A 24,052-nucleotide genomic window follows, 5' to 3' on the forward strand; every position below is an offset into this window, starting at 1 on the left:
CATGTAATGTAGTTTTAAATTTAAAAAAACAGCCAAGGCTTGTGCTATGCCTTGGCTGTAACTCTCTATTCTTTATTTACACATTTATTATTCAAACAATGCTTCAAATGCTTGCGCTTGTATTGAACTTGCATGCTTCAATTGATTTTCTCGTTTAGTATCAGCTAATGAAGGGTCCGCTTCTATCTCTTTTAACGCATGGATTAATTGATCTTTATGTTCTAACGAGAATTGATTTTCTTTCGCAATATAATCTGCATTATGCACTGTTTCTTTATATCCTAAAATCAATAACTGGTGCTCAAATGCTACTTTAATAGCATCCAGAATTTCATTACCTTTGTTAATATCTAAATAAATATCGCATGTTTCATACAAAGTATGAATTTTCTCTTTAGTTGCTACAGGATATAGCGTGACATTATGATATTTATTAAGTTGAAGTAACTTTTGAGACATCTCAGTAATAGCTGCAATATGAAATTGATATTGAGGGTGAGCTTTAACGATATCTTCAATATGTGGAATCTGATCAGAGTTCGTTAATGTGAGCACATTGCGCGCTTCTTTATGATTATTTTTAAACTCGTATACATAACCTGCTTTCGCAATTCTACTTTGATGTTCAGATTCTACAAGTTCACGTACTTTATTGTATTCCTCGTTACTTGGTACTAAAATTTTACTACCTCTTGTCTTATCAGCTAACATAAGCTTCATATTTCCCGGTAAATCATCTTTCATTTGTTCTTGCCAATACAAATAGTCGTGTCCTTCTTCTTTTAAATCATGAAGGACTGCAAAAGGTATAGCTAAAGAATTGATTAAAAAGCTTTCTAAAGGTGTTTCGCTCATTTTCAAATAAAATATGACAAACTGTACTTTTGATTGAAAGATATACTCTTTATCGTTCCATTTCAACATAATATCATTCGTTACAAAATTCTCACTTATAATTTCTTCATTTCGATCATTAAACCATCGTTTAACAATGCGTCTTTGATTATCATCAACCATTAATTGCGCATACTTTAAACCTTTATCATTATAGTAGTCAATGACTTGCGTCCTACCTTGTTTGTTCAACCATTCAATTCGCTCAACTATTCTAAAACCGTAGTTCTTCTTATATATAATTCTACCTTTTACTTCGCCCATATTTTTAATTTCTGCTGAATTATTATTACCTTCAATTTCCCAAAATCTTGGCAATGGCACTTGGTTAAAGAATAAAGGTTTTGAAGCATGATCATCATTATTTGCGAAAAACTGATAAGGTGTTATGACATTTGAAGGTAAGAAACCATCTTCTTCAATGACAATGGTCTGTACATTCACCTTTGCGTTCTCAAATGTTTTATAAAGTCTTTGTGTTCTTATATCGAAAGATTCAAATAGATTAATCATGTAGCACCTCTTCAATTAAGTGAAACCACTTTTGTTTAATATTGTCAGTCTTGTATTGTTCAGCAAGTTCATAAGATTTCTCATGAAATGATGAAGTATCATTTTTGAAAAATTGAACAACTGCATTAGCTAAATTATCGACGATTTCCTGTTCTGATTGGTGACTTTTATCGAATGGAATTAAATAACCATTTTCATTATGACTGATAAATGTTGTGTTTCCATAATCGACATCAAATCCTATCATCCCTAAACCAGAGCCGACAGCTTCCATCAATGTTAACCCGAAACCTTCACTTGTTGAACCTGCGAAAAACAATTCATAATTCGCATATACATCTTGTAACTTCACATGTCCTAAAAGCTTGATATAGTCATTCGCTTCATTTTCTTCGATTAATTTTTGAAGCATGTTTCTTTCAGCGCCTTCTCCGTATATATCAAATATCAAATCTGGAATAGATTGTTTTGCTTTGACAACGGCTTTTACTAACCAATCTATATGTTTTTCACTGGCTAATCTTGATGCCGTTATGACTGAATAAGGCTTTCTACTATCCGGTATAATCACATCATGAATACTACCAACAGGCACTGTATATATCTTTGGAAGGTTTCCGTAATATTGATTAAATTGATGACTCAGAACTGTTTTTTGTCGGTCTGTTGCTGCAATATAAAAATCAATTTCTCTTGAATGAGAAAATACATATTCATAATAATTATTCCATAGAATATAATCATCAGTTGTTGAATTTTCACTATAATGTTCAGCATGAATGACAACACCTAATTGAGCCTCGCTTTTATTTTGAATAACAGGTTGAGCCATTCCTTTAGACCGGTCAATAAGCACAATATCCTTTGATGTTAAATGCAGACATTTCATGAAATAAGCTACAAATTCCTCTTTAGAATAGAAAATTTGATCCTTAAACATATATAACTGACCGTTATTATTTAAATACTCGTTATAAGCAATAGAACCATCTTCATTATAGAATTGTCTCATATAAACTTTCGCTCTATTTTCATGTGGCGCGTAATATTCCGAGAATGTTCTAGTGTAAGTATAGAAATCTTTTCTGATTAGTTTTCCTCGAGAAACAAACTCTGCTCTATCCACATATGGCTTACCTTGTTCCTTTAGAAAGCATGTCACGTATGTTTGATTCGTTTCACTAAACAACTTTACTATTTTTTTATTTTCTTCTCGACGTGTTATTTTCATATCAAGCGTATCAATTAAATTATTTATGGTATAAGTAGTAGGTGCAATTTTAATATCTGTAAAATATTGATATAACCAAATAATTTCATGATCATAATATCCCATATGACTTGTTAAAGTTTGAATGTTCTCACGTGTCATAAAGTCTAAAAATACAAATTTCAAACTTTCCTTTTGTTCACGTAGCATCTTAGCTCTATAAAATTGGGCATATTCGATGCCGCTACTTGCCCAACCAATACTATAATTAATATTATATATTGTCATAATAAGTCCCGTCCTTACAAATTATCATAATTATAAAAATTACAAACAAACTAACCTTCCGCAATTCTCTTTTTAAATAATTATATAATATTTGCATTTAATAAAACAAGCTAAGAGTGCAATCTCTTAGCTTGTTTTTAAAATTACTGATTATCATGATTATTTTTACGGCGACTTCTAAATAACAAAGCACCACCAAAGACTGCAAGTAAGCCACTCATCAAACCAGAATTCTGTTTAGTTTCACCTGTATCAGGTAACTTTTCATCACCAGAAGACTGATCACCATTATGATCCTTAATTTCATTAGAATCTGCATCTTCTTCAATATGATTATTTAAAGTATTTACTTCATAATTATCATCTTGAACAACATTGTTCATATTAGTATCAACTGTATTTGAAGTCTCATCTATATTCATAGCGTCACTTCCAATTTCGCTCATTGAGTCACTCATGCTTTCTGATGTACTTTCGCTTGTTGACTCACTTGTACTTTCTGAATCACTTTCACTTGTTGATTCACTTGTGCTTTCTGAGCCACTTTCACTCATTGAGTCACTCATACTTTCAGAACTGCTGTCGCTTGTTGATTCACTAGATGATTCTGAAGTTATTTCTTCATATACATAAACTACAGTTTGCGGATCTCTAGTATAAACACCTGATTCACTACCATTAACTTCTTTGAGTTTATAATTACCAATTTGCTCTGGATGTGTCGAACTATAGTCTTCTCCTACTTTGCCATTCAATACTGTATCTGGTTGTATTGGGTTTCCATTCTCATCCACATATCTCACTGTTACATGACCGTCTGCTTTTTGATACACGTACGTCACTGTTTGATTGTCTCTTGAATATTCTCCTGTTGGGTTGCCTTCTGTTCCTAAATAATTGTATTCATTGATTTGTTCTGGATGTGTCGAACTATAGTCTTCTCCTACTTTGCCATTTAATACTGTATCTGGTTGTACCGAATTACCATTCTCATCCACATATCTTACCGTTACATGACCGTCTGCTTTTTGATACACGTACGTCACTGTTTGATTATCTCTTGAATATTCTCCCGTTGGGTTGCCTTCTGTTTCTAGATAATTGTATTCATTGATTTGCTCTGGATGTGTTGAACTATAATCTTCTCCTACTTTTCCATTCAATACTGTGTCTGGTTGCACTGGATTTCCATTCTCATCCACATATCTCACTGTTACATGACCGTCTGCTTTTTGATACACATATGTCACTGTTTGATTATCTCTTGAATATTCTCCCTCTGGGTTGCCTTCTGTTTCTAGATAATTGTATTCATTGATTTGCTCTGGATGTGTTGAACTATAATCTTCTCCTACTTTGCCATTCAATACTGTATCTGGTTGTATTGAATTACCTTCTTCATCCACATACCTTACCGTTACATGACCGTTTGCTTTTTGATACACGTACGTCACTGTTTGATTATCTCTTGAATATTCTCCTGTTGGGTTACCCTCTGTTCCTAAATAATTGTATTCATTGATTCGTTCTGGATGCGTCGAACTATAGTCTTCTCCTACTTTGCCATTCAAAGTTGTTGGTTCTTGAATTTTGTTTCCATTCTCATCCACATATCTTACCGTTACATGACCGTCTGCTTTTTGATACACGTACGTCACTGTTTGATTATCTCTTGAATATTCTCCCGTTGGGTTGCCTTCTGTTTCTAGATAATTGTATTCATTGATTTGCTCTGGATGTGTTGAACTATAATCTTCTCCTACTTTGCCATTCAATACTGTGTCTGGTTGTACTGGATTTCCATTCTCATCCACATATCTCACTGTTACATGACCGTCTGCTTTTTGATACACATACGTCACTGTTTGATTATCTCTTGAATATTCTCCTGTTGGGTTACCCTCTGTTTCTAGATAATTGTATTCATTGATTCGTTCTGGATGTGTCGAACTATAATCTTCTCCCACTTTGCCATTCAAAGTTGTTGGATCTTGAATTTTGTTTCCATTCTCATCCACATATCTCACTGTTACATGACCGTCTGCTTTTTGATACACGTACGTCACTGTTTGATTATCTCTTGAATATTCTCCCGTTGGGTTGCCTTCTGTTTCTAGATAATTGTACTCATTGATTTGCTCTGGATGTGTTGAACTATAATCTTCTCCTACTTTGCCATTCAATACTGTATCTGGTTGTACTGAGTTGCCATTCTCATCTACATATCTCACCGTTACATGACCGTCTGCTTTTTTATACACATATGTCACTGTTTGATTATCTCTTAAATATTCTCCCGTTGGATTACCTTCTGTTCCTAAATAATTGTATTCATTGATTTGTTCTGGATGCGTTGAAGTGTAGTCTTCTCCTACTTTGCCATTCAATACTGTGTCTGGTTGTACTGGGTTTCCATTCTCATCCACATATCTCACTGTTACATGACCGTCTGCTTTTTTATACACGTACGTCACTGTTTGATTGTCTCTCGAATATTTACCCTCTGGGTTACCTTCTGTTTCTAGATAATTGTATTCATTAATCTGAGTTGGATGTGTCGAACTATAGTCTTCTCCCACTTTGCCTTTTAAAGTTGTTGGATTTTGAATTTCAGTGCCTTCTTCATCCACATATCTTACTGTTACATGACCGTCTGCTTTTTGATACACATACGTCACTGTTTGATTGTCTCTTAAATATTCACCATCTGGGTTGCCTTCTGTTCTTAAATAATCATATCCTTCTATTTCGCTTGGATGTGTCGAACTATAGTCTTCTCCTACTTTGCCATTCAATACTGTATCTGGTTGTACCGAATTACCATTCTCATCTACATATCTTACCGTTACATGACCGTCTGCTTTTTGATACACGTACGTCACTGTTTGATTGTCTCTCGAATATTTACCCTCTGGGGTACCTTCTGTTTCTAGATAATTGTATTCATTGATTTGCTCTGGATGTGTTGAACTATAATCTTCTCCCACTTTGCCATTTAAAGTTGTTGGTTCTTGAATTTTGTTTCCATTCTCATCTACATATCTCACTGTTACATGACCGTCTGCTTTTTGATACACGTACGTCACTGTTTGATTATCTCTTGAATATTCTCCCGTTGGGTTGCCTTCTGTTCTTAAATAATCATATCCTTCTATTTCGCTTGGATGTGTCGAACTATAGTCTTCTCCTACTTTGCCTTTTAAAGTTGTTGGTTCTTGAATTTTGTTTCCATTCTCATCTACATACTTAGAAATAACTTGTCCGTTTGCTTTAACAAAGTAATATACAATATTTTGACCACTTGTTGTAAACGTTACTGTATCTGTTTGTCTATCAAATTGAGTTTCATACGATGCTGTCACATTTACAAAATCATACCCCTGATTATATAAAGCATTCTTTTTATTATCTATTGTTGCTTTCCCTTTAATATCACCTTCATACTCAATCGCAGGTGCTATTTCTTTTCCTGTATCTTTATCTACATATTTCACATTAGCAACACCTCTTGCTACATATGTAAATTCGGTAATTTGGAATTCTTGTCTGTTTGTGTATGCACCTGTAGACCCTGATAAAGCTAGCGTATAACTTTGATTAGGATCGATATATTCAGTCATATCTTTAATGAAATCGTAAGACTTATTTTGAGTATCTGTATACGTAATTTTCATTATTTTTGTTTTACCGTCATATTCGACTAATATATCAGTAAATTTATTTTGAATTGGTCCACCAACAAATTGCATTGTATCTTCATCTGTAACTGCCATGTTGTTTTTATCTGTAGATACGAATGCCCCCATTGTTTTTGTACGATTTTTACCAAATTCTTCAGGGTCTGGTACAAATGTAGCTTCTCCCGATCCGTTATACCAAGTATCTAACTTAAATCCAAATGCTTTAGGCAGTCCGCCGATACCAAGTCCTCCACCATATGAACCTATATCGTTAATCGAATTTGGATGGAATACAATACCGATTCCATCAGCACCTTTATTAGCTGCATTCTTATTCCCTAAATTTACTTTCCCTTTTAATTTAAAGCTTTGGGACATATCAATTTTACTATTTAAAGAAAAACTACCTTTTTTACTTGGTTCATCTGTAGTTAGAGTTACTATGCCAGTATTTTTATCGTACTTTGCATCCCCGTTTAACTTGAAATAATCTGTGAAATTATCTTTTGTTACTGTTGATGTGTTAGATTTATCTGCGTTTGTAGCAGCTACATTAGCTACTTTCATACTTTGCGTATTCGCTTTAACACTTGCGACCTTTTTAGTAGTCTTCGTTTCTGTCACTTCAGGTTGAGTTGTATTGCTTACTTGAGTGTTTGTTTCTGACTTTTCCGGTTTTGTTGTTTCAGAAACTTCTTGTTCTTTACTTACTGGTGTTTCTGATTGCTTTTGTTTAGGTTCTTGTACTTCTTGTTTATTACTTACTTGAGATGAATTTTGTTCTTCTGTTCCCTGTTTTGTATCTGTAATTGTTTCTTTTGTTTCAGTTCCCTTTGGTTCTGACACTTCTGTTTCTTCATTAAGCGTTTCTTTTGGTTCTTGTTCTTTTGGTGCTTCTTGTTTTTCATTAACATCTGTCGTTTCTATTTCTTTAGTAGCAGCCGTTTCAACTTGCTGTGATTCTTCTGTTTCTTGCGACTCTTCTGCTACCGGTTCTTGAACTTCAGATTCTTGCACTTCTGGTACTTCTTTTGTTTCTACTTGCTCTGTATCTTGTATCGTCTGTTCATTTCCCTGTTTTGTTCCCGTTACTTCTTCTTGTTTACTTTCTTGTTGCTCTGTACCCTTAATTGTCGTTTGGCTTTCGTTCGTAAGTTTAGCTGCTTCTACTTCTCCATTACTAGAGATTAAAAATATCGCCCCGATTGCAACTGAACCAATACCTACTTTGAACTTTCTAATAGAAAATTTAAGATCCCGTTTTATTTTTCTCATCTTTCTTTTTCCCTTCACTATTTATAAATATTCTGTTGTTAATTATGTTTCACTCAAGTTTACATATTATACTATTTATACCTAACTAATGGTAGTTATTTTTGAAAAAATTTTAAAATATTTTTTAAAATGTTATCATTACTAGTTTTGTCAAACTTATTTTATAAACGTTTTTATTTACAAATTAACTTCTTTAATGATTTTATATTTTAAAAACAACAATTGTGATGTTTTTCTATAACGTTTCCAAATAACCTATCATAATGAATTGATATTATTTAACTTGTTTCTCGTATAGTATAGTGATTTTAAAAGGGGGAATTTTTGATGAAGATTTTTGATGCACATTTTCATATTATTGATTTTAATTATGAAGTAAAAGAGAATAACGGCTATATGCCACCGAGTTATCTAACTGAGGATTATCAAGAAGAAACACAAAATATGAATATTGCTGGTGGTGCAATTGTATCCGGTTCTTTTCAAGGGTTTGATCAACAATATTTACTTAAAGCACTAAGTGACTTAGGTCCTAAATTCTGTGGAGTGACCCAATTGCCTTATAGTGTTTCAGATGAAGAAATTGTTTCTTTGAATGACAAAGGCGTTCGTGCTTTAAGATTTAATGTTAAACGTGGTGGATCAGAGGACTTAGCACATTTAAGTGATTTCGCGAAACGTGTACATGACTTAGTAGGATGGCACAGTGAATTGTATATTGATTCAAAAAATTTACCAGACATTGAAGAAACGATATTATCTTTACCAGCCGTATCCATTGATCACCTCGGTCTGTCTAAGGAAGGTCTTCCAAACCTTTTAAGATTAGTCGACAAAGGCGTTCATGTAAAAGCAACAGGTTTCAGTAGAGTTGATTTAAATGTACAAGATACATTGAAAGAAATTTATCATGCTAATCCAGATGCACTAATGTTTGGTACAGATTTACCATCAACACGTGCACCTAAACGCTTTACTTCTGAAGATATCCAACTCGTTCAAGATACATTTGACGAAGCCGCAGCTCATAAAATATTTTATCAAAATGCTAAAGAATGGTATCGAAAGTAAGATGATGCTGATAGTAATGTAATAATTCAGTTTGTCTAGAAGTTTATATTTGGGAAAGATGTGAGTTTGTTCAGCCTTTAACTCACATCTTTTATAATCTCTTGGCTTTACTCACACATTAAGCCATGACTTTACTCATCTCTTGGCTTTATTCATAACTTAAGCCAAGACTTGAGCCATCTCTTGGCTTTACTCACACATTAAGCCACGACTTCAGCCATCTCTTGGCTTTACTCTGCACTTAAGCCACGACTTCGGCTATCTCTTGGCTTTACTCACACATTAAGCCACGACTTCGGCTATCTCTTGGCTTTACTCACACATTAAGCCACGACTTCAGCCATCTCTTGGCTTTATTCAGTACTTAAGCCACGACTTCAGCCATCTCTTGGCTTTATTCAGTACTTAAGCCATGACTTCAGCTTTCTCTTGGCTTTACTCACACATTAAGCCACGACTTTCATCAAATCCTTCACTCACATATCTCCATCTCCTCAATGTGTTTAATTTCAAAGTATAAGATTTCAGCTATATAATAGTAATTGAGATAAAAACTATATAGAAATGGAGTTTTGGTTATGAGTATATTTACTGATCAAGAGAAAGTAGACATTTTAGGAGATATAGTAAGTATTCGATCTGTTAATGATAATGAAATTGAAGTATGTGAGTACTTACAGAAATTATTAGCAGACCATAACATCGAATCCGAAATCATTAAAATTAGTGAAACGCGTGCAAATTTAGTTGCTGAAATTGGTGAAAATGGTCCTATTCTAGGTATTTCTGGACATATGGATGTCGTTTCTGCTGGTGATGAAAGTAAATGGACATATGATCCGTTTAAACTAACTGAAGTAGATGGTAATTTATTTGGTCGTGGCTCTGCTGATATGAAGTCTGGATTAGCTGCGCTTGTTATCAGCATGATAGACATACATGATCAAGGTTTATTAAAGCATGGTAGAATCCGTCTACTTGCAACGGCTGGTGAAGAAATTGCTGGTGAAGGTGCAAAAGCATTTCACGACAAAGGATATATGGATGATGTAGAAGCACTCGTTATTGCTGAACCTTCCCAAGATAGAATTATTTATGCACATAAAGGCTCAATGGATATTCGCATCACTTCTCGAGGAAAAGCATCACACAGCTCAATGCCACATCTTGGATTTAATGCCATTTCACCGCTTGTAAAATTTATTTATAAAGCAGATGAAGGCTTTACGAAATTCAATCAAACCAATAAACTACTTGGCGAACCAATTATGAATGCGACTATTTTCAATGGTGGTAACCAAGTTAACTCAATTCCTGAACATGCAGAGTCGGAATTCAATATACGTACGATTCCCGAACATGATAATGATCAATTCATTTCATATTTCAATGAAATTTTAAAACAAATAGAAACAGATAAAACAGATATTGAAATTGATACGTATATGTCTAGACCACCTGTTTACACAACTGGTCAAAATTCATTGATCGAGTTAGCTGTAAAAATGGGAGAAAAACATTTAAACACAACACTTCCAACTGAAGCATCGCCAGGTGTTACCGACGCATCTGATTTATTAGTTTCTAAAGATGAGAACTTCTCATTTATAATGTACGGTCCTGGTACAGTAGACCAAGCGCATCAAGTAGATGAACATGTATCTAAAGATGCCTATCTTAAATTTATTGATTTATATACAGAATTCTTCCCTAAATACTTAGAAAAGTAATTCATTATAACCGGAGTGATAAACGTGAATACACAAATTCAACAACTTAAAAACATCATTGATTCATCTCAAAATATTACATTTTTTACGGGAGCAGGTATTTCGGTTGCTAGTGGTATACTTGACTTCCGCTCACTCGGTGGATTATATGATCAAATCTCAGAAAACGGCTATTCCCCTGAATATTTATTAAGCACTGATTATTTACAAAGTGACCCAGAAGGATTTATGGACTTTTGTTTTCAATATTTACTCTTCACCGATAAACAACCGAATATCGTACATCAATGGATAGCCCAACTCGAAAAAGACCATCGTTCACTCGGTGTCATCACACAGAATATAGATGGACTTCATAGCAATGCCGGCAGTCTAAAAACAGACGAATTGCACGGCACTTTAAATCGATTTTATTGTACGAAATGCCATCAAACATATACTAAATCTTATGTTATTGATAACCACTTACACCATTGCGAATCATGTGATCATACCATTAGACCAGACATCGTATTATACGGTGAAATGCTAGATCAAGACACAATATTCAAAGCATTAAACAAAATAAGAGAAGCAGACACACTCGTAGTACTCGGTTCATCCCTACTCGTACAACCCGCAGCAGGACTGATCTCAAACTTCGAAGGACAAAATCTCGTCATTATAAACAAAGACGAAACACCTTATGATGCTACAGCAAACATCGTTATACACGATGACATGGTAGCTGTTGTACAGGAGTTGTTGGGGTAAGTGAAACATATAATATGACATCTAAGTGTCACCTTTTATTCTTGATAACAAAATACACCCATGGTATTATTTAAGTATTAAAAAACACTCAGCAACTTTGGAAGGTCGGCTGAGTGTAAAAATTAAGGCGTATAGTCTATGCTATATTTCATTAGTCGTTTATGGTCGAGCATAAACGGCTATTTTTTATTGATTTTTCGAGAAATCAATAAACTATATTATTACGTAAGTCATTATTCTTAACATCAAAACATACTACTTACCTCACCATTTCCTTGGAAATAAATCTTACGCATTGATGTTTTTATTACCTATATTACTTATTTTATTTCATATAAGTACTTAATTGAAGGTAACTCTTTATCAATCATTCTATCAAATGGTTTACTTTTATCTTCTAAAGTAAAGACTTCACTAATTAAAGGTTTTACATCTATTTTACCTTGCGATAAGTAATTTAAACCAGCTGTCCATTCATAACCTGGAAATGGAGCTGAGTATGACATCCAAGATCCTGTAACAATAATTTCTTTCCTAAGTATTTGTTCAAACAGTTTTGGATCAAAGTTCACATTTTTTGTTGCTGTTCCAATAAATACAACTTTACCTAAATGCTTAACAAACTCTATACTTTGTAATTGTGTTTGGCTTGCTCCTGCTGTTTCGAATACTATTTCAGGGTTATCATGCTCTCGGAAATACTCTGATAAATCTATTTCTAGTGGGTTAATAACTGTATCAGCACCAAGTTTTTGTGCTTTAATGAGTTTTTCAGAGTTAAGATCCACTACTGTTACATTTCCTACTCCCAATGCTTTAACAGAAAGCAAAGTCATCATTCCAATAGTACCTGCTCCAAATATCAATACATTACTACCTGCATGCATGTTAATTCTTTCAACACCGTGTAATGCTACAGTAAGTGGCTCTATTAAAGCCGCTTCTTTTAATGTCACTTTATCTGGAACCTTTATTACATTCTCTGCATTTACAGCTACATACTCTGCCATTGCACCATCTTGTCTTGACCCAATAAAACTATAATGTGTACAATGTGCAAATTCTCCTCTTTCACAGTACTCACATTTACCACATGGAACAATAGGTGCAGCGGTAACACGATCATCAATATTAAAATTCTTAACACCTGTACCGACTTTCTCAATTGTTCCTGAAAATTCATGCCCTAACGTAATTGGGAAAAAGTGAACCTTTCCTTTGAAGTATCTGTCTAAATCTGAACCGCAAACACCACAATATGCTACTTTAATTAATACTTGGTTCTCATTAATTTCAGGAATATTTTTCTCTATTATTTCAAATTTCTCTTCATCAACTAGTGATAATGATTTCATTAATGTTCACCTTCCATTTCATGATCTGGATAGATTTTTCCTTTTTTAAATTTAAAGTAAGTAAATATGACAGAAAGTACATATAACAAGCCTATTATAAGTAATGGCAATGCGTTTTCTAAGGATACAAGTTCACGTAGTATAAATGTAATTGGACTACCGCCTTGATCAAGTGATATAACTTGTCCTTTGTCTCCAAGAGAACCAACATCTTTTGCTAATTTTGTATGAATATCAATTGTCATATTCGCAATCCAAATTGTGATAGCCATAATAAATATACCTGAAATTAAAGTTCTAAATAAATTACCTTTATGGACACCAACAGCCATTGAAATAAAGAAACCTATCGTTGCCAAATCACCAAATGGTAATACTTCATTTCCTGGTAATAAAACAGCTATTACTAAAGTTAAAGGAACAAATAATAAACTTGCTGCTACTACTTGAGAATTACCAAGTAGCAACGCTGGATCTAAACCAATATAGAAATCTTTGCCTTGAAATCTCTTATCTAGAATTTCACGAGCTGCGTCAGCGATTGGCATTAAACCTTCCATAATAAATTTCACAACTGTTGGCATAAGTACCATAACAGCAGACATTTGAATCGCAAGTTGTAATACTTCTTGTGAAGAATACCCTGCTAACACACCTATAACAACACCTAGAAATGCACCAATAATAACTGGTTCACCGATTACGCCAAATTTTTCTTCTATCTTATTTGAATTAAAATTAATTTTTCTTACTTTAGGAATACGATCAATAATCGAATCTATCACAACAGCAAATGGAGCTGACCATGCGCCACTTCCATGAGGTATTGCAATACCTTCTAAACCAAAATGATTTTTAGTAACTGGCGCAAACCAATCACCAAGTTTATATACAAATGCAGAATGAATAACTACTCCAACAATACCAATCCAGAAACTACCTGTTGCTGTGTACAATATAGCTCCGGTAAAAGTCATATGCCAAATATTCCAAATATCTACATTAACAACTCTAGTCATTTTTGTTGCTAACATAATCACATTTACTAAAATGGCAACTGGTATTGCTACTGTTCCTATTACAGAAGACCAAGCCATTGGAGAAGCTCCTGGCCAACCTACATCTACAACTGATAATCCTAAATTAAACCTTTCTGCCATTTCTTGAGCAGCTGGTCCTAGATTATCTGTTAACAAACTAATAACTAAGTTAACACCTACAAATCCTACACCTACAGTAATACCTGAACGTAGAGACTTCCCTATGCCTTGTCTCAAAATTAAACCAATAATGAATATGACAAGGGGCAACATTACTGTTGGACCAAGATCAAGAATATATTCAATTACTGCCATATTTTAACACCCCCAAGTTCTATTTATTTTAGTGCGTCAATAATTTGTTCATTTGTTTTATCAATACCTACACCAGATATAAATGCAATACCGTGTATAACTGGTACTCCATAATCCCTATCTACTTTTGCTGTTGTAACAATTAAGTCTACATTTTGAGCTTTTGATGATAATTCACTCACTCTACATTGTTGTACATCAGCTTGAATATTCTCTTTCTTTAATAAATCTTTAATTTTATTTGCTGCTACCGTCGAAGTTGCTACTGCTCCACCACATGCTACTAATACTTTTTTCATAATAAATTCCTCCTATAAAATTTGATTTAAATTTCCTTCAGCTAATTTGTATAATTCTTCTTTCGATTGTGCATTTATTAATGATTCAACAAATTTTTCATCTTGTATTTTTTCAATAATATTTTGCAAAGCTGAGATATGATTCTTTCCATCTTTAAAACTCAAAAGTATAACCAATTTAACATCAATAGTGTCCTCACTTGAGCCGCCCATTAGATTGAATTTAACTGGTTCTTCTAAAGTCATAACAGCAACTTTATTATCATTCACATAGCTTGAATCCGTATGTGGTATAGCAACACCTATAGGTTCAACAGGGACACCAGTTGCAAACTCAATTTCTCTATTTTTTAAACCTTCAACGTAATTTGATTTTGCAATTCCTACCTCTATAGCTTTATTACCTAGTACTTCTAAAATATCTTCATAATTACTAGCTTTATAATTGAAAAATATCAGTTCTTTTTCTACGACATTATTCATAGTCTTTATCACCTTTCAAATGAGTAACAATTACATTCTTAACTTCTTTCTCAAGGTCTTCTACTATATGAGAAGGTGTCTTATCATCGGTAACGATATAATCGAAATCACTCACATTAGCAATTTTATTCATCGAAGTCGTATGGAATTTTGAATAATCCACTAATAAAATTTTGCGTTTACAATGTGAAATCATTTCCTTAGAAACTTTAGATTCTCCCATATGAAAATTACTCAGACCTCTTTGAACATCAAAACCACTTCCACTATAAATTCCATAATCAACATATAAATTCGAAATTATTTCTTGGGTAATTGGTCCATATAATGATTTTTCATTCTTTCTAACAATTCCACCTAATAAAATAACGTCAAAATCTGTATAATCAACTAATTCTGAAGCCAATGGTATTGATGCCGTAATAATTGTAAGGTTCTTTTTATTCATTATTTCATTTACAAAATAAGAAGTTGTCGTGCCATAATCAACATATAATGTATCCCCATTTTCAATTATCTTGGCAGCTTCTTTAGCAATTATTCTTTTTTCATCATCATTCTCAGTTTTTCTATTAAAATAATCAGTTTCATTGTTTGCTTTACTCAAAATCGCGCCACCATGTACTTTTTCAATTAAACCTTCTTCTTCTAGATCATATAAATCTTTTCTAATTGTTTCCCTTGTCACCTCGAAGTAGTTTGCCAGTTTAGTTATTTTTACCGTCCTAGTTTCACGTAACATTTTTAATATTTCATTTTGCCTTTCGTGTCTAGCCATAAACTACACCTCCTTGTAATCGCTTGCATTCATAATAAATCATATCTTTTTAAATTGCAACTATTTTTTTGCATTTAAACAAAAAAGCAAAATTAAAGTTTGCATTATTTTGGCTTTTGAATTACTATTACCTTAAATAAATGAGAAAGGAGTATTAGTATATGATTCATGTAATATGTCCTAATCCAGCATTAGATCGATCAATATTTGTTTCCTCTTTTGAGCCTAATACGATTATTAGACCCAACAGTGTAAGGGATGTATTAGGTGGAAAAGGCTTTAATGTTATACGACCATTTTTCCATCTTAACTACACAGATTACAAAGTACATACTTTACTTGGTGGATATATTGGTCATTCTTTACAAAAAATGATTAGTGATAACCAAGTAAACGTTGAAGTAACACACATATCTGAAAATAATCGTGTTTGTTCTATTGTTATTAATGAAAATGAAAACAACACTTATCAGGTATATGAACAAGGACCTGAAATACAGAATGAAGAACTCAATATTTTTACACAAAAAATATTAGACCAAACAAAACCAAATGATATAGTCATTTTCTCTGGTTCCTTACCAATTGGCGTTTCCGCTGAATTCTATAAATCTCTTATATTAAAGCTTCAAGAGAAAAACATTAAATGTTTTCTAGATAGTAGTGCTGACGCTCTAAAATGTGGTATTCAATCAAAACCTTGGTTAGTAAAAATAAATGACGAAGAGTTTTTAGAATTAATAGGAGAAAATAAAGATTATTCGGAAGACGATATGATTAGCTTTATCAAACAATATTCACTAACAAATAATTTAATCGTTACTTTGGGTAGTAAGGGGATTATTGCAAAATTTGACGATGTTATTTACAAAGTTGATCAACCAAAAATAAAAGCAATAAATCCTATAGCTTCAGGGGACATTTTTTTAGGTATACTTGCAAAAAAATTAACAGATAAAGCAGATTTAGAAGAAACTTTAATTGAAGCTTGCAGTTATTCACTCTCAAACTGTTTGCATTGGTATCCGAATATAGATAGTAAAGAAATTCAGTATTTTATAAATGAAATTAAAATCAAACAAATTTAGGGGGCATTTTCATGATTTTAACAGAAGGTAAACAAAGAGGATTACAAAATATAACTGATGAGAATAACATTATTTTTGCAACAGCTATGGATCAGCGTGGCTCATTAGGTAAAATGATTCAGAACTTTAACAGTCAAAAATCTTATGATAAAAGCATTAGTGAATTCAAAGAAGGTGTAGCTCAAATATTAGGTAATGAATCTTCATCACTTTTACTTGATCCTGAATTTGGATGGGATGCTGCTAAAAAATTAAACGATAAAATCGGCCTTATAATGGCTTATGAAAAAACAGGTTATGAAGCAAAGGAAAAAGGAAGATTGCCTAACTTGGTAGATTTTTATGCGATTCAAGATTTAGCAAACAATGGTTCCGATGCAATTAAACTACTCGTATATTATGATCATAATGAAGAAACTGAGATTAATGAAATTAAGAAAACTTTCATAAAACGCGTGGGAGACGAATGTAAACAAAATGATATATTATTTATTCTAGAACCAGTTGCATATAGTCATGAAGGATTAGATGCTAAAAGTACAGAATTTGCTAAAGTGAAACCTGCAATCGTTGAATACTTTATGTCGGAATTCTCTAAGGATATATATGGAGTTGATGTCTTAAAAGTTGAGGTACCAATATCTATATATAATATAGAAGGTTATGATATATATGAAAATTATAACCCTGTATTTAGCAAAGATGATGCACAAAAATCATATAAAAAATGTTCTGACTTATCAAAAATACCATTCATCTATTTAAGTGGAGGTGTTTCAAATGAACAGTTCATAGAAACACTTAAATTTGCGAAAAATTCAGGTTCCGAATTTAACGGTTGTTTATGCGGTAGAGCTATTTGGAAAGATGGAATTGAAACTTACGCCACTCAAAGTTGGAATGAATACATTGAATGGTTACAACATCAAGGATTAGAGAACCTAAATAGAGTCAAAGAAACACTTCACAGTACTGCATCACCTATTCAATTTTAATTAATAACAAAAGTTATATACAAAATTCCACTTCAACACTTAAAAAAGACTACTTACCCCTCTATTTTCTGGGAAATAAGTAGTCTTTTTTTATGTTATTTTCTTACCTGTTTCTGCTAATATTCTCCACAATAATAGGATAATTGCAGCGATAATTGTGATTGTTATGATTAGGATTAATGAATATGCATGATCAAATGCATTTGTACCCAATTCTAGTAATTTACTTTTTAAAAGACCATTTGAATTTTCTGCTACGATCATCGTTTCTTCAAAACTACCTTTTGCTTTTGCTGGTATTTCTGCTATCGACATTGAGCGTTCCATTAAATAAGTATAAGTAAATGAAAATACGCCACCAAGTGCAGCTATTCCTATTGAGCCTCCCAGTTCATATGAAACTTCTTCTACTGATGCTGCCATACCTGCTTTATCGTCATCAACGTTTGTCATGATTGCATTTGATGCTACAGTCATTGCACCGCCTAACCCTAATCCTGCGATGCTAAGGAACAGTATTTGAATCCATAAATCATTGTGAAGAAATGCTGTGAATCCTACAATACCGATTAATGAAATGAGTAAGTTATAAATGAGTATTTTGATGCTATCAAATCGTGTTAAGATACTTCCCTGTACAATTGCCCCTATAAAAGCAGCTGCTGCCATCGACATTAAGACTAATCCTGCTTTTAAAGGTGTCAGATTTAAAATTAATTGTAATCGTTGAGATAAAATCATTTCAAAGCCAATTAATATAGATGCTGATGTAAATGCAGCTATCACACCTGATAAAAAGTATTTATTTTTAAATATATCTAAACTAATTAAAGGATTTAATAGACGTTTTTGTCGATTAATAAATAATTTCAACGACCATAATCCAATCACAAATGTCAGTATAATCAGTACAATTGAAGGATTTTCTTTTGTGATTTCTTTTATAGCGTAGACAGTCCCTATAAGCCCTATCATAATCAGAATTGAACTTGTGATGTCCCATTTTTTATCTTTGTTTCCTTTAATATTAGGAATTTGTATAAAAGCAACGACAATAACAAGTATCGTAATAGGAACATTAATTAAGAATACTGATCCCCACCAAAATTTAGTTAATAATAAACCACCTATTAAAGGTCCTAAACCAGCACCTGCTGATGCAATAGAAGACCAAATACCTAGCGCAAGTGCTCTATCTTTTTTGTCATCAAAGACCTGTTTAATAATAGCAAGTGTTGACGGCATCATTGTTGCTGCACCAACAGCCAATATGACTCTAGCCATAATTAAAGTGCCAGATGTTGGAGAAAAAGCCGCGACAACTGATGCTAAAGTAAAGATTACTAATCCAGATAAAAACATATTCTTATGCCCTACTTTATCACCCAACGTACCTAAACCAGGTAAGAGCCCTGCAACAACTAACGGATACGCATTTACAATCCATAATTTTTGAAACGCAGTCGCTTCTAATTCATACGTTATCGTAGGTAAAGCAGTATATAAAACTGTCATATCTATAACAATCAAAAATAACGCACTAGAAACCAATATTAACGAGAACCATTTATTAAATTTCATGATAAATCCTCCTTACTCAAATAATGGTAAGGTGTATAGTTACTATATAGTCAAACATAAACTTTTTAACTGGCTATTTAAGAGTTTACGAGCGAATTATCGGTACAGAAATACGAAATATGGACCGATATTATTTTTTATCGGTACAGAAATGCGAAATATGGACCGTTAAATTTTTTTATCGGTACAGAAATACGAAATATGGACCGATAATTATTTTTATCGGTCCATAAATCCACATCCTAACTATACTCGACGTCTTTTGTTGCTAGGAATACGACATATTGATATAACACATAGCATACGATGATTGCTGCCCATGTGATTTCAATTACAGAAAATATTGTTCCGAATGTAATGATGCTACTACTTGCGTGACTGTGTTGAGTGACATTATAAAGTGATGCGGCTGTTGTTACCCATGGGAATGTCATTGCTGAAAAGGATACTTTGAAATCTCTTTGTAATATTTTCGGTAAGAATATTAATGTAAATACAAACAACACTTGGGAAAGTATTAATAAGACGATGACATATACATTTGAATAACTTGTATTGTTTAAGATATAACCATTTAAACATAGTGCTGCTGGTGCACTCATAATAATCACCATCGGAAATTGTTCTTGGTTATATGTTTGCCACGACTTGCTGATTAGTACATACGCTAAAATCAACACTAGGCATACCGTTCCAAAGATTGTTGATACATGTCCGAGTGTTTCATTAAATGCTGCTGATGTTTCACTTATAACCCCTGTTCCGACAAACATCACAAACCAGCTTGTGTTTGGCCATGATTTAAAATTTCTAAATGCATAGCGACTTATAAAAATAATAATCAAACTTATATGTAATAAAATGGCTGCATACCATAGCACGTTTAACAACTGAGATTGTACGGCAAATTCCTGTTTTATAATGGATGCAAATATCATGAAAGTCATAGGAAATGTTGGTGATATCGCAAATGTATGGATATTTTTAAGTTCTTTCAGAAACATACTAGGATAAATGATCCATTTCATGATAAATAATAACATTATTGCACAGGAAATAATAAAGCTACATAGGCCGAGCGTCTTAAAATTAATATGATAAAATACATTACTCAATGCCATGATGCCTAATGCCAATCCGCTTATTGCGATTGGTGCTCTTTTTAAAGCTATTTTTAACATTTTCAAAAGCCCTTCTATCTATGTAATATTCGTTCATTAATCATACCATTGTTTTTGATTTAATTTAATATTGTCTTACAAGTGTATACTAAATACATAGCGTTTTTTTGTAATATTCTGACAAAAAGTAATAAAATAATCAGCATTTTTGACGAATAATTGTATGAAAATCTAAGATATAATGTATAATGACAAAATTTATAGAAAAAGAGGTTAGCAATGTGGATACTTTAAAAGTGAACAAACGATTAATTATGACACCTGGACCTGTAAGTGTAGATCCACGTGTTTCTCAAGCAATGTCGAATTCTATACTCGGTCAATTCGATTATGAATTTGTAAATATCATGAATGAAACAATGTCATTAATTCGTCAGTCATTCTTAACAGAAAATAAATGGGCATTCCCAATTGATGGAACTAGCCGTGCTGGCTTAGAAGCCGTTATATCAAATATCGTGAAACCTGGTGATGAAGTACTCGTACCTGTAATTGGTCGATTTGGTTATTTATTTACTGAACTCGTAACACGTGCAGGAGGTATCGTCCACAATATACATAAACCGATGGGCGAAGTGTTTGATCAAGCAGAAATTATTGAAGCTTTAGATGAATATAAACCTAAAGTACTTGCGATTGTACATGGTGAAACATCAACAGGAAGATTGCAACCTATCGATCAATTAGGACGTGCTTGTAAAGAAAGAGGCATCTTTTCAGTAGTAGATGCGGTCGCAACTTATCAAGGTATGGTTATTCCTGTAGATGAATGGGAACTAGATGCAGTCGTTGGTGGCGCTCAAAAATGTCTATCTATTCCTTCAGGTATTACACCGATTACGTTTAACGAGCGTTTCAGCGAAGAAATTAATAAACGCAAACGTGTAGAATTAGGGATTCGCTCAAATGAATCTACCGAAAAAGAACACTTCATTAGCAGTAACTATTTAGATTTAACACAGTTACAAGACTACTGGAGCCCTAAACGTCTCAATCATCACACAGAATCTACAACATCTGTTTATGCATTATATACTGGATTAAAATTAGCACTATCAGAGGGCATTGAAGCACGTGCGAAAAGACATAGCTATCACCAAGAAGCTTTAAAAACAGCTTTAAAAGCACTTGGCTTAGAAATTTACGGTGACGAATCTAACGAGATGAAAATGGTCATTTGCGTTAAAATTCCAGAAGGCATCGATGATAATGCATTTAGAAATGGCTTATTACAAAATTACGGTGTAGAAATTGCCGGATCTTTTGGAGATTTACAAGGACAAATATGGAGAATTGGTATTATGGGTTACGGCGTTCAAAAACAAAACATCCTAACATTCTTATCAATCTTCTCAACATATTTAGTATCACATGACAGCCAGCAACACCTTAATGTCGCAGAGTCTATCAAGACATTATTAGACTATTATGAACAAAATGAAATCTAGTCACACCAAGTTGAAGTAAAATAAAACACTTTCGTATTAATTCATGATAGATGAATTGGACGAAAGTGTTTTTTAGATTCTATTAATTATTTATAAATCTCATTACATAAGTTGATTTTAGCTAATAATTACCATATTATATAAAAAATTACATTTTTAAGGGTGATGGCTATGATTACAACAAAATGCTCATTAAAAGTTTTTAATTTTAGACATGTTCATAAACCTGGTACATTGAAATTAGACAAACAGTCGAAAAAATTAATTTTCAAAGAAGATGGTATAGGCACAGAGTTTTCTTATACTTTGGACATTGTAAACATTAAAGAAAAAGAATTTAAAAAAGGTATTTTAAAAGAACATATCAAAATCTTTTATGATAATGAGTGGTATAACTTCACAAACTTTACTGATGAAAATTATAGAATCATCAATAAAGAATTAGATTTATTATTAGCTTAGTACTAAAATAAATTCAATACAAAAAGTCTGAGACAGTAACTTTGTCTCAGACTTTTTTGTATTTTTATATCGTTTCATCTTCTACGACTCTATTTTTAGATGCTGGATAACCTACTATAAAGAACAGAATAGACATAACGATTAAGGCGATGATGCCTGATATCCAACTGTCTGTCGCATCGTGTAAATAACCAATAAAGAATGGTCCGATGGCAGCAATTAAATATCCGATAGATTGCCCGAATCCTGATAATGCGATACTTCCGTCACTTGTACGTGCACGTATAGAGAAGAATGTCATACATAAGCTAAAGCATGCACCCATACCTAAACCTGCAATAATAATACCGATTACGAGTAATACTAACGATTGCGTAAAGAATAACCCAAATCCAACTAAGAATAGCATTGTGATGATCACAACTAATATACGTTGGTCTTTTAATTTAGACGCAATAATCGGGAATGTAAATGTCATTGGCACTTGTGAAAATTGGTTAAGCATGAGTAAATAACCTGCTGTTGATGGATCTAGACCTCTATCTACTAATATAGAAGGCACCCAAGCAACAACTGTATAGAATACCATTGATTGGAATCCCATTGTTAAGGCTACTAACCATGCTAATTTAGATTTCGTAATGTTCAATTTTGTATGTTGATTCTGTGCTTCTGATAGTTTATCTTGGCGTTCTAGTTTAGCACCTTTACTTGCTTTTGGAATCCATAAAATTAATGCGATAATTCCTAGTACGATCCAAAAAGCAAGGGACAGTCTAAATCCTAATGGAGATTGAGACATTGGGAAACTTAGTCCCCCACCTAATCCTGCAGTAAAGTTCATTGTCCCACTATAAATACCTGTTGCTAATCCAATTTGTAATGGAAAATACCATTTCACATAACTTGGTAATACAACATTACCAAATGCGATCGCAATACCTAGTAGAACTGTACCAATAATAAATAAATTAAAACCACCAGCAACACGTATGTACAAAGCAATAATTACTAATATCGTTGAAAGTACAATTGTATTAGACATCGTCAAACGTTTAGTTACTTTAGATACTAATGGCGAAACGACTGCAAATATAATGAGTGGTATTGTTGTTAAAAAACCAGCAAGGCTGTTATTAATTTGCATAACATCTTTAATTTCATCAACTACCGGACCTACTGATGTTAGTGGTGCACGTAGCGTAGATGCGATAAATACAATCGCAATTATGATACCCCAATTTCTTTGAATTCTATGTGTATTATAGGGTTCAATCATCTTATACCACCTTATTTCTAAAAATTTTCTTATAAAACATCAACGCAACATTAGTATAGTTCATTCATATTGAAGTGTATATAATATGAGAGTCTGGAACAACACTTTGTCCCAGACTTTTTTAATAGTATATCAGAGATATGATTGAGTGCAATGCTGCTAAATTGAGTGACTTGATCGTTAGCCATAGGGGGATGGGTTTATTTTCGGTTTATAAAGTTTAGTATGTCGGCTAACGATCTTGTTTTGTTTTCTTGAGCGTTAGAATTTCTAACGATCTTGTTTCGGTTTCTTGAGCGTTAGCGCACCTATTTTTTGCTTTTTTTGAGTTTTT

Annotated in this window: 18 protein-coding genes; 7 read left to right on the top strand and 11 right to left on the bottom strand. The window is 33.0% G+C overall.

Annotated elements, in window-relative coordinates; translation table 11 throughout:
- Positions 1 to 87: 87 nt before the first annotated feature.
- The 3 genes from gtfB to LQ622_RS09350 all read right to left on the bottom strand — a co-directional run bounded on the left by gtfB (position 88) and on the right by LQ622_RS09350 (position 7,860).
- Positions 88 to 1,407 carry an accessory Sec system glycosylation chaperone GtfB gene (gtfB, locus tag LQ622_RS09335; RefSeq protein WP_239762311.1) on the bottom strand — a complete coding sequence of 440 codons (1,320 nt, stop codon included), beginning with the start codon at positions 1,405 to 1,407 and terminating at the stop codon, positions 88 to 90.
- Positions 1,400 to 2,905: an accessory Sec system glycosyltransferase GtfA gene (gene gtfA, locus LQ622_RS09340; RefSeq protein ID WP_239762312.1), complete on the bottom strand. Its 1,506-nt coding sequence runs from the start codon at positions 2,903 to 2,905 to the stop codon at positions 1,400 to 1,402. Before gtfA ends, gtfB begins: the two co-directional genes overlap by 8 nt.
- Before the next feature lie 143 nt (positions 2,906 to 3,048).
- A complete protein-coding gene (locus LQ622_RS09350; RefSeq protein WP_275590381.1) occupies positions 3,049 to 7,860 on the bottom strand; it encodes a MucBP domain-containing protein in 4,812 nt (1,603 codons plus the stop codon).
- A 327-nt stretch (positions 7,861 to 8,187) separates the two neighbouring features.
- On the opposite strand from LQ622_RS09350, the gene LQ622_RS09355 reads away from it, so the two are divergent.
- From LQ622_RS09355 to LQ622_RS09365, 3 genes are all read left to right on the top strand, one after another.
- Positions 8,188 to 8,931 (top strand): amidohydrolase family protein, encoded by a 744-nt coding sequence (locus tag LQ622_RS09355; RefSeq protein WP_037590256.1) that lies wholly within the window; start codon positions 8,188 to 8,190, stop codon positions 8,929 to 8,931.
- 578 nt (positions 8,932 to 9,509) lie between these two features.
- Positions 9,510 to 10,661 carry an ArgE/DapE family deacylase gene (locus LQ622_RS09360; RefSeq protein WP_239762910.1) on the top strand — a complete coding sequence of 384 codons (1,152 nt, stop codon included), beginning with the start codon at positions 9,510 to 9,512 and terminating at the stop codon, positions 10,659 to 10,661.
- Between the two features lie 24 nt (positions 10,662 to 10,685).
- Positions 10,686 to 11,414, top strand: a complete 729-nt coding sequence (locus LQ622_RS09365; RefSeq protein ID WP_239762907.1) for an NAD-dependent protein deacylase — start codon at positions 10,686 to 10,688, stop codon at positions 11,412 to 11,414.
- 320 nt (positions 11,415 to 11,734) lie between these two features.
- On the opposite strand, the gene LQ622_RS09370 is transcribed toward LQ622_RS09365, so the two are convergent.
- The 5 genes from LQ622_RS09370 to LQ622_RS09390 are packed head-to-tail and all read right to left on the bottom strand — an operon-like array spanning position 11,735 to position 15,684.
- Entirely contained in the window at positions 11,735 to 12,769 is a 1,035-nt protein-coding gene (locus LQ622_RS09370) for a galactitol-1-phosphate 5-dehydrogenase (RefSeq protein ID WP_239762904.1), read from the bottom strand.
- The gene (locus tag LQ622_RS09375; protein WP_239762901.1) at positions 12,769 to 14,124 is read right to left on the bottom strand and encodes a PTS galactitol transporter subunit IIC; all 1,356 of its coding nucleotides are present in this window, start codon (positions 14,122 to 14,124) and stop codon (positions 12,769 to 12,771) included. Before LQ622_RS09375 ends, LQ622_RS09370 begins: the two co-directional genes overlap by 1 nt.
- 23 nt (positions 14,125 to 14,147) lie before the next feature.
- Positions 14,148 to 14,423, bottom strand: coding sequence for a PTS galactitol transporter subunit IIB (gene gatB, locus LQ622_RS09380; protein ID WP_232173984.1), 276 nt, complete (start codon positions 14,421 to 14,423; stop codon positions 14,148 to 14,150).
- A gap of 12 nt (positions 14,424 to 14,435) precedes the next feature.
- Complete coding sequence (locus tag LQ622_RS09385) at positions 14,436 to 14,906, bottom strand: PTS sugar transporter subunit IIA (RefSeq protein WP_232173985.1); 471 nt, start codon at positions 14,904 to 14,906, stop codon at positions 14,436 to 14,438.
- On the bottom strand, positions 14,899 to 15,684 hold the full coding sequence (locus LQ622_RS09390) for a DeoR/GlpR family DNA-binding transcription regulator (RefSeq protein WP_232173986.1): 786 nt from the start codon (positions 15,682 to 15,684) through the stop codon (positions 14,899 to 14,901). The genes LQ622_RS09385 and LQ622_RS09390 overlap by 8 nt, the downstream gene beginning before the upstream one ends.
- A 161-nt stretch (positions 15,685 to 15,845) precedes the next feature.
- Between LQ622_RS09390 and LQ622_RS09395 the strand changes: the two genes are divergently transcribed.
- On the top strand, positions 15,846 to 16,772 hold the full coding sequence (locus LQ622_RS09395) for a 1-phosphofructokinase family hexose kinase (RefSeq protein WP_239762899.1): 927 nt from the start codon (positions 15,846 to 15,848) through the stop codon (positions 16,770 to 16,772).
- An 11-nt stretch (positions 16,773 to 16,783) separates the two neighbouring features.
- Complete coding sequence (locus LQ622_RS09400; RefSeq protein WP_239762894.1) at positions 16,784 to 17,767, top strand: tagatose 1,6-diphosphate aldolase; 984 nt, start codon at positions 16,784 to 16,786, stop codon at positions 17,765 to 17,767.
- A gap of 90 nt (positions 17,768 to 17,857) precedes the next feature.
- On the opposite strand, the gene LQ622_RS09405 is transcribed toward LQ622_RS09400, so the two are convergent.
- Positions 17,858 to 19,348: an MFS transporter gene (locus LQ622_RS09405; protein ID WP_239762879.1), complete on the bottom strand. Its 1,491-nt coding sequence runs from the start codon at positions 19,346 to 19,348 to the stop codon at positions 17,858 to 17,860.
- A gap of 242 nt (positions 19,349 to 19,590) precedes the next feature.
- Entirely contained in the window at positions 19,591 to 20,529 is a 939-nt protein-coding gene (locus LQ622_RS09410) for a TDT family transporter (RefSeq protein WP_239762876.1), read from the bottom strand.
- Positions 20,530 to 20,750: 221 nt separating this feature from the next.
- On the opposite strand from LQ622_RS09410, the gene LQ622_RS09415 reads away from it, so the two are divergent.
- A complete protein-coding gene (locus tag LQ622_RS09415) occupies positions 20,751 to 21,977 on the top strand; it encodes a pyridoxal-phosphate-dependent aminotransferase family protein (RefSeq protein WP_126477163.1) in 1,227 nt (408 codons plus the stop codon).
- A gap of 171 nt (positions 21,978 to 22,148) precedes the next feature.
- Entirely contained in the window at positions 22,149 to 22,439 is a 291-nt protein-coding gene (locus LQ622_RS09420; RefSeq protein ID WP_037590268.1) for a hypothetical protein, read from the top strand.
- 64 nt (positions 22,440 to 22,503) lie between these two features.
- On the opposite strand, the gene LQ622_RS09425 is transcribed toward LQ622_RS09420, so the two are convergent.
- Positions 22,504 to 23,718, bottom strand: coding sequence for a CynX/NimT family MFS transporter (locus tag LQ622_RS09425; protein WP_126477162.1), 1,215 nt, complete (start codon positions 23,716 to 23,718; stop codon positions 22,504 to 22,506).
- Between the last annotated feature and the right edge of the window lie 334 nt (positions 23,719 to 24,052).

Origin of the sequence: Mammaliicoccus sp. N-M50 (assembly GCF_022386995.1) — a bacterium.
Taxonomy (GTDB): Bacteria; Bacillota; Bacilli; order Staphylococcales; family Staphylococcaceae; genus Mammaliicoccus; species Mammaliicoccus sciuri_A.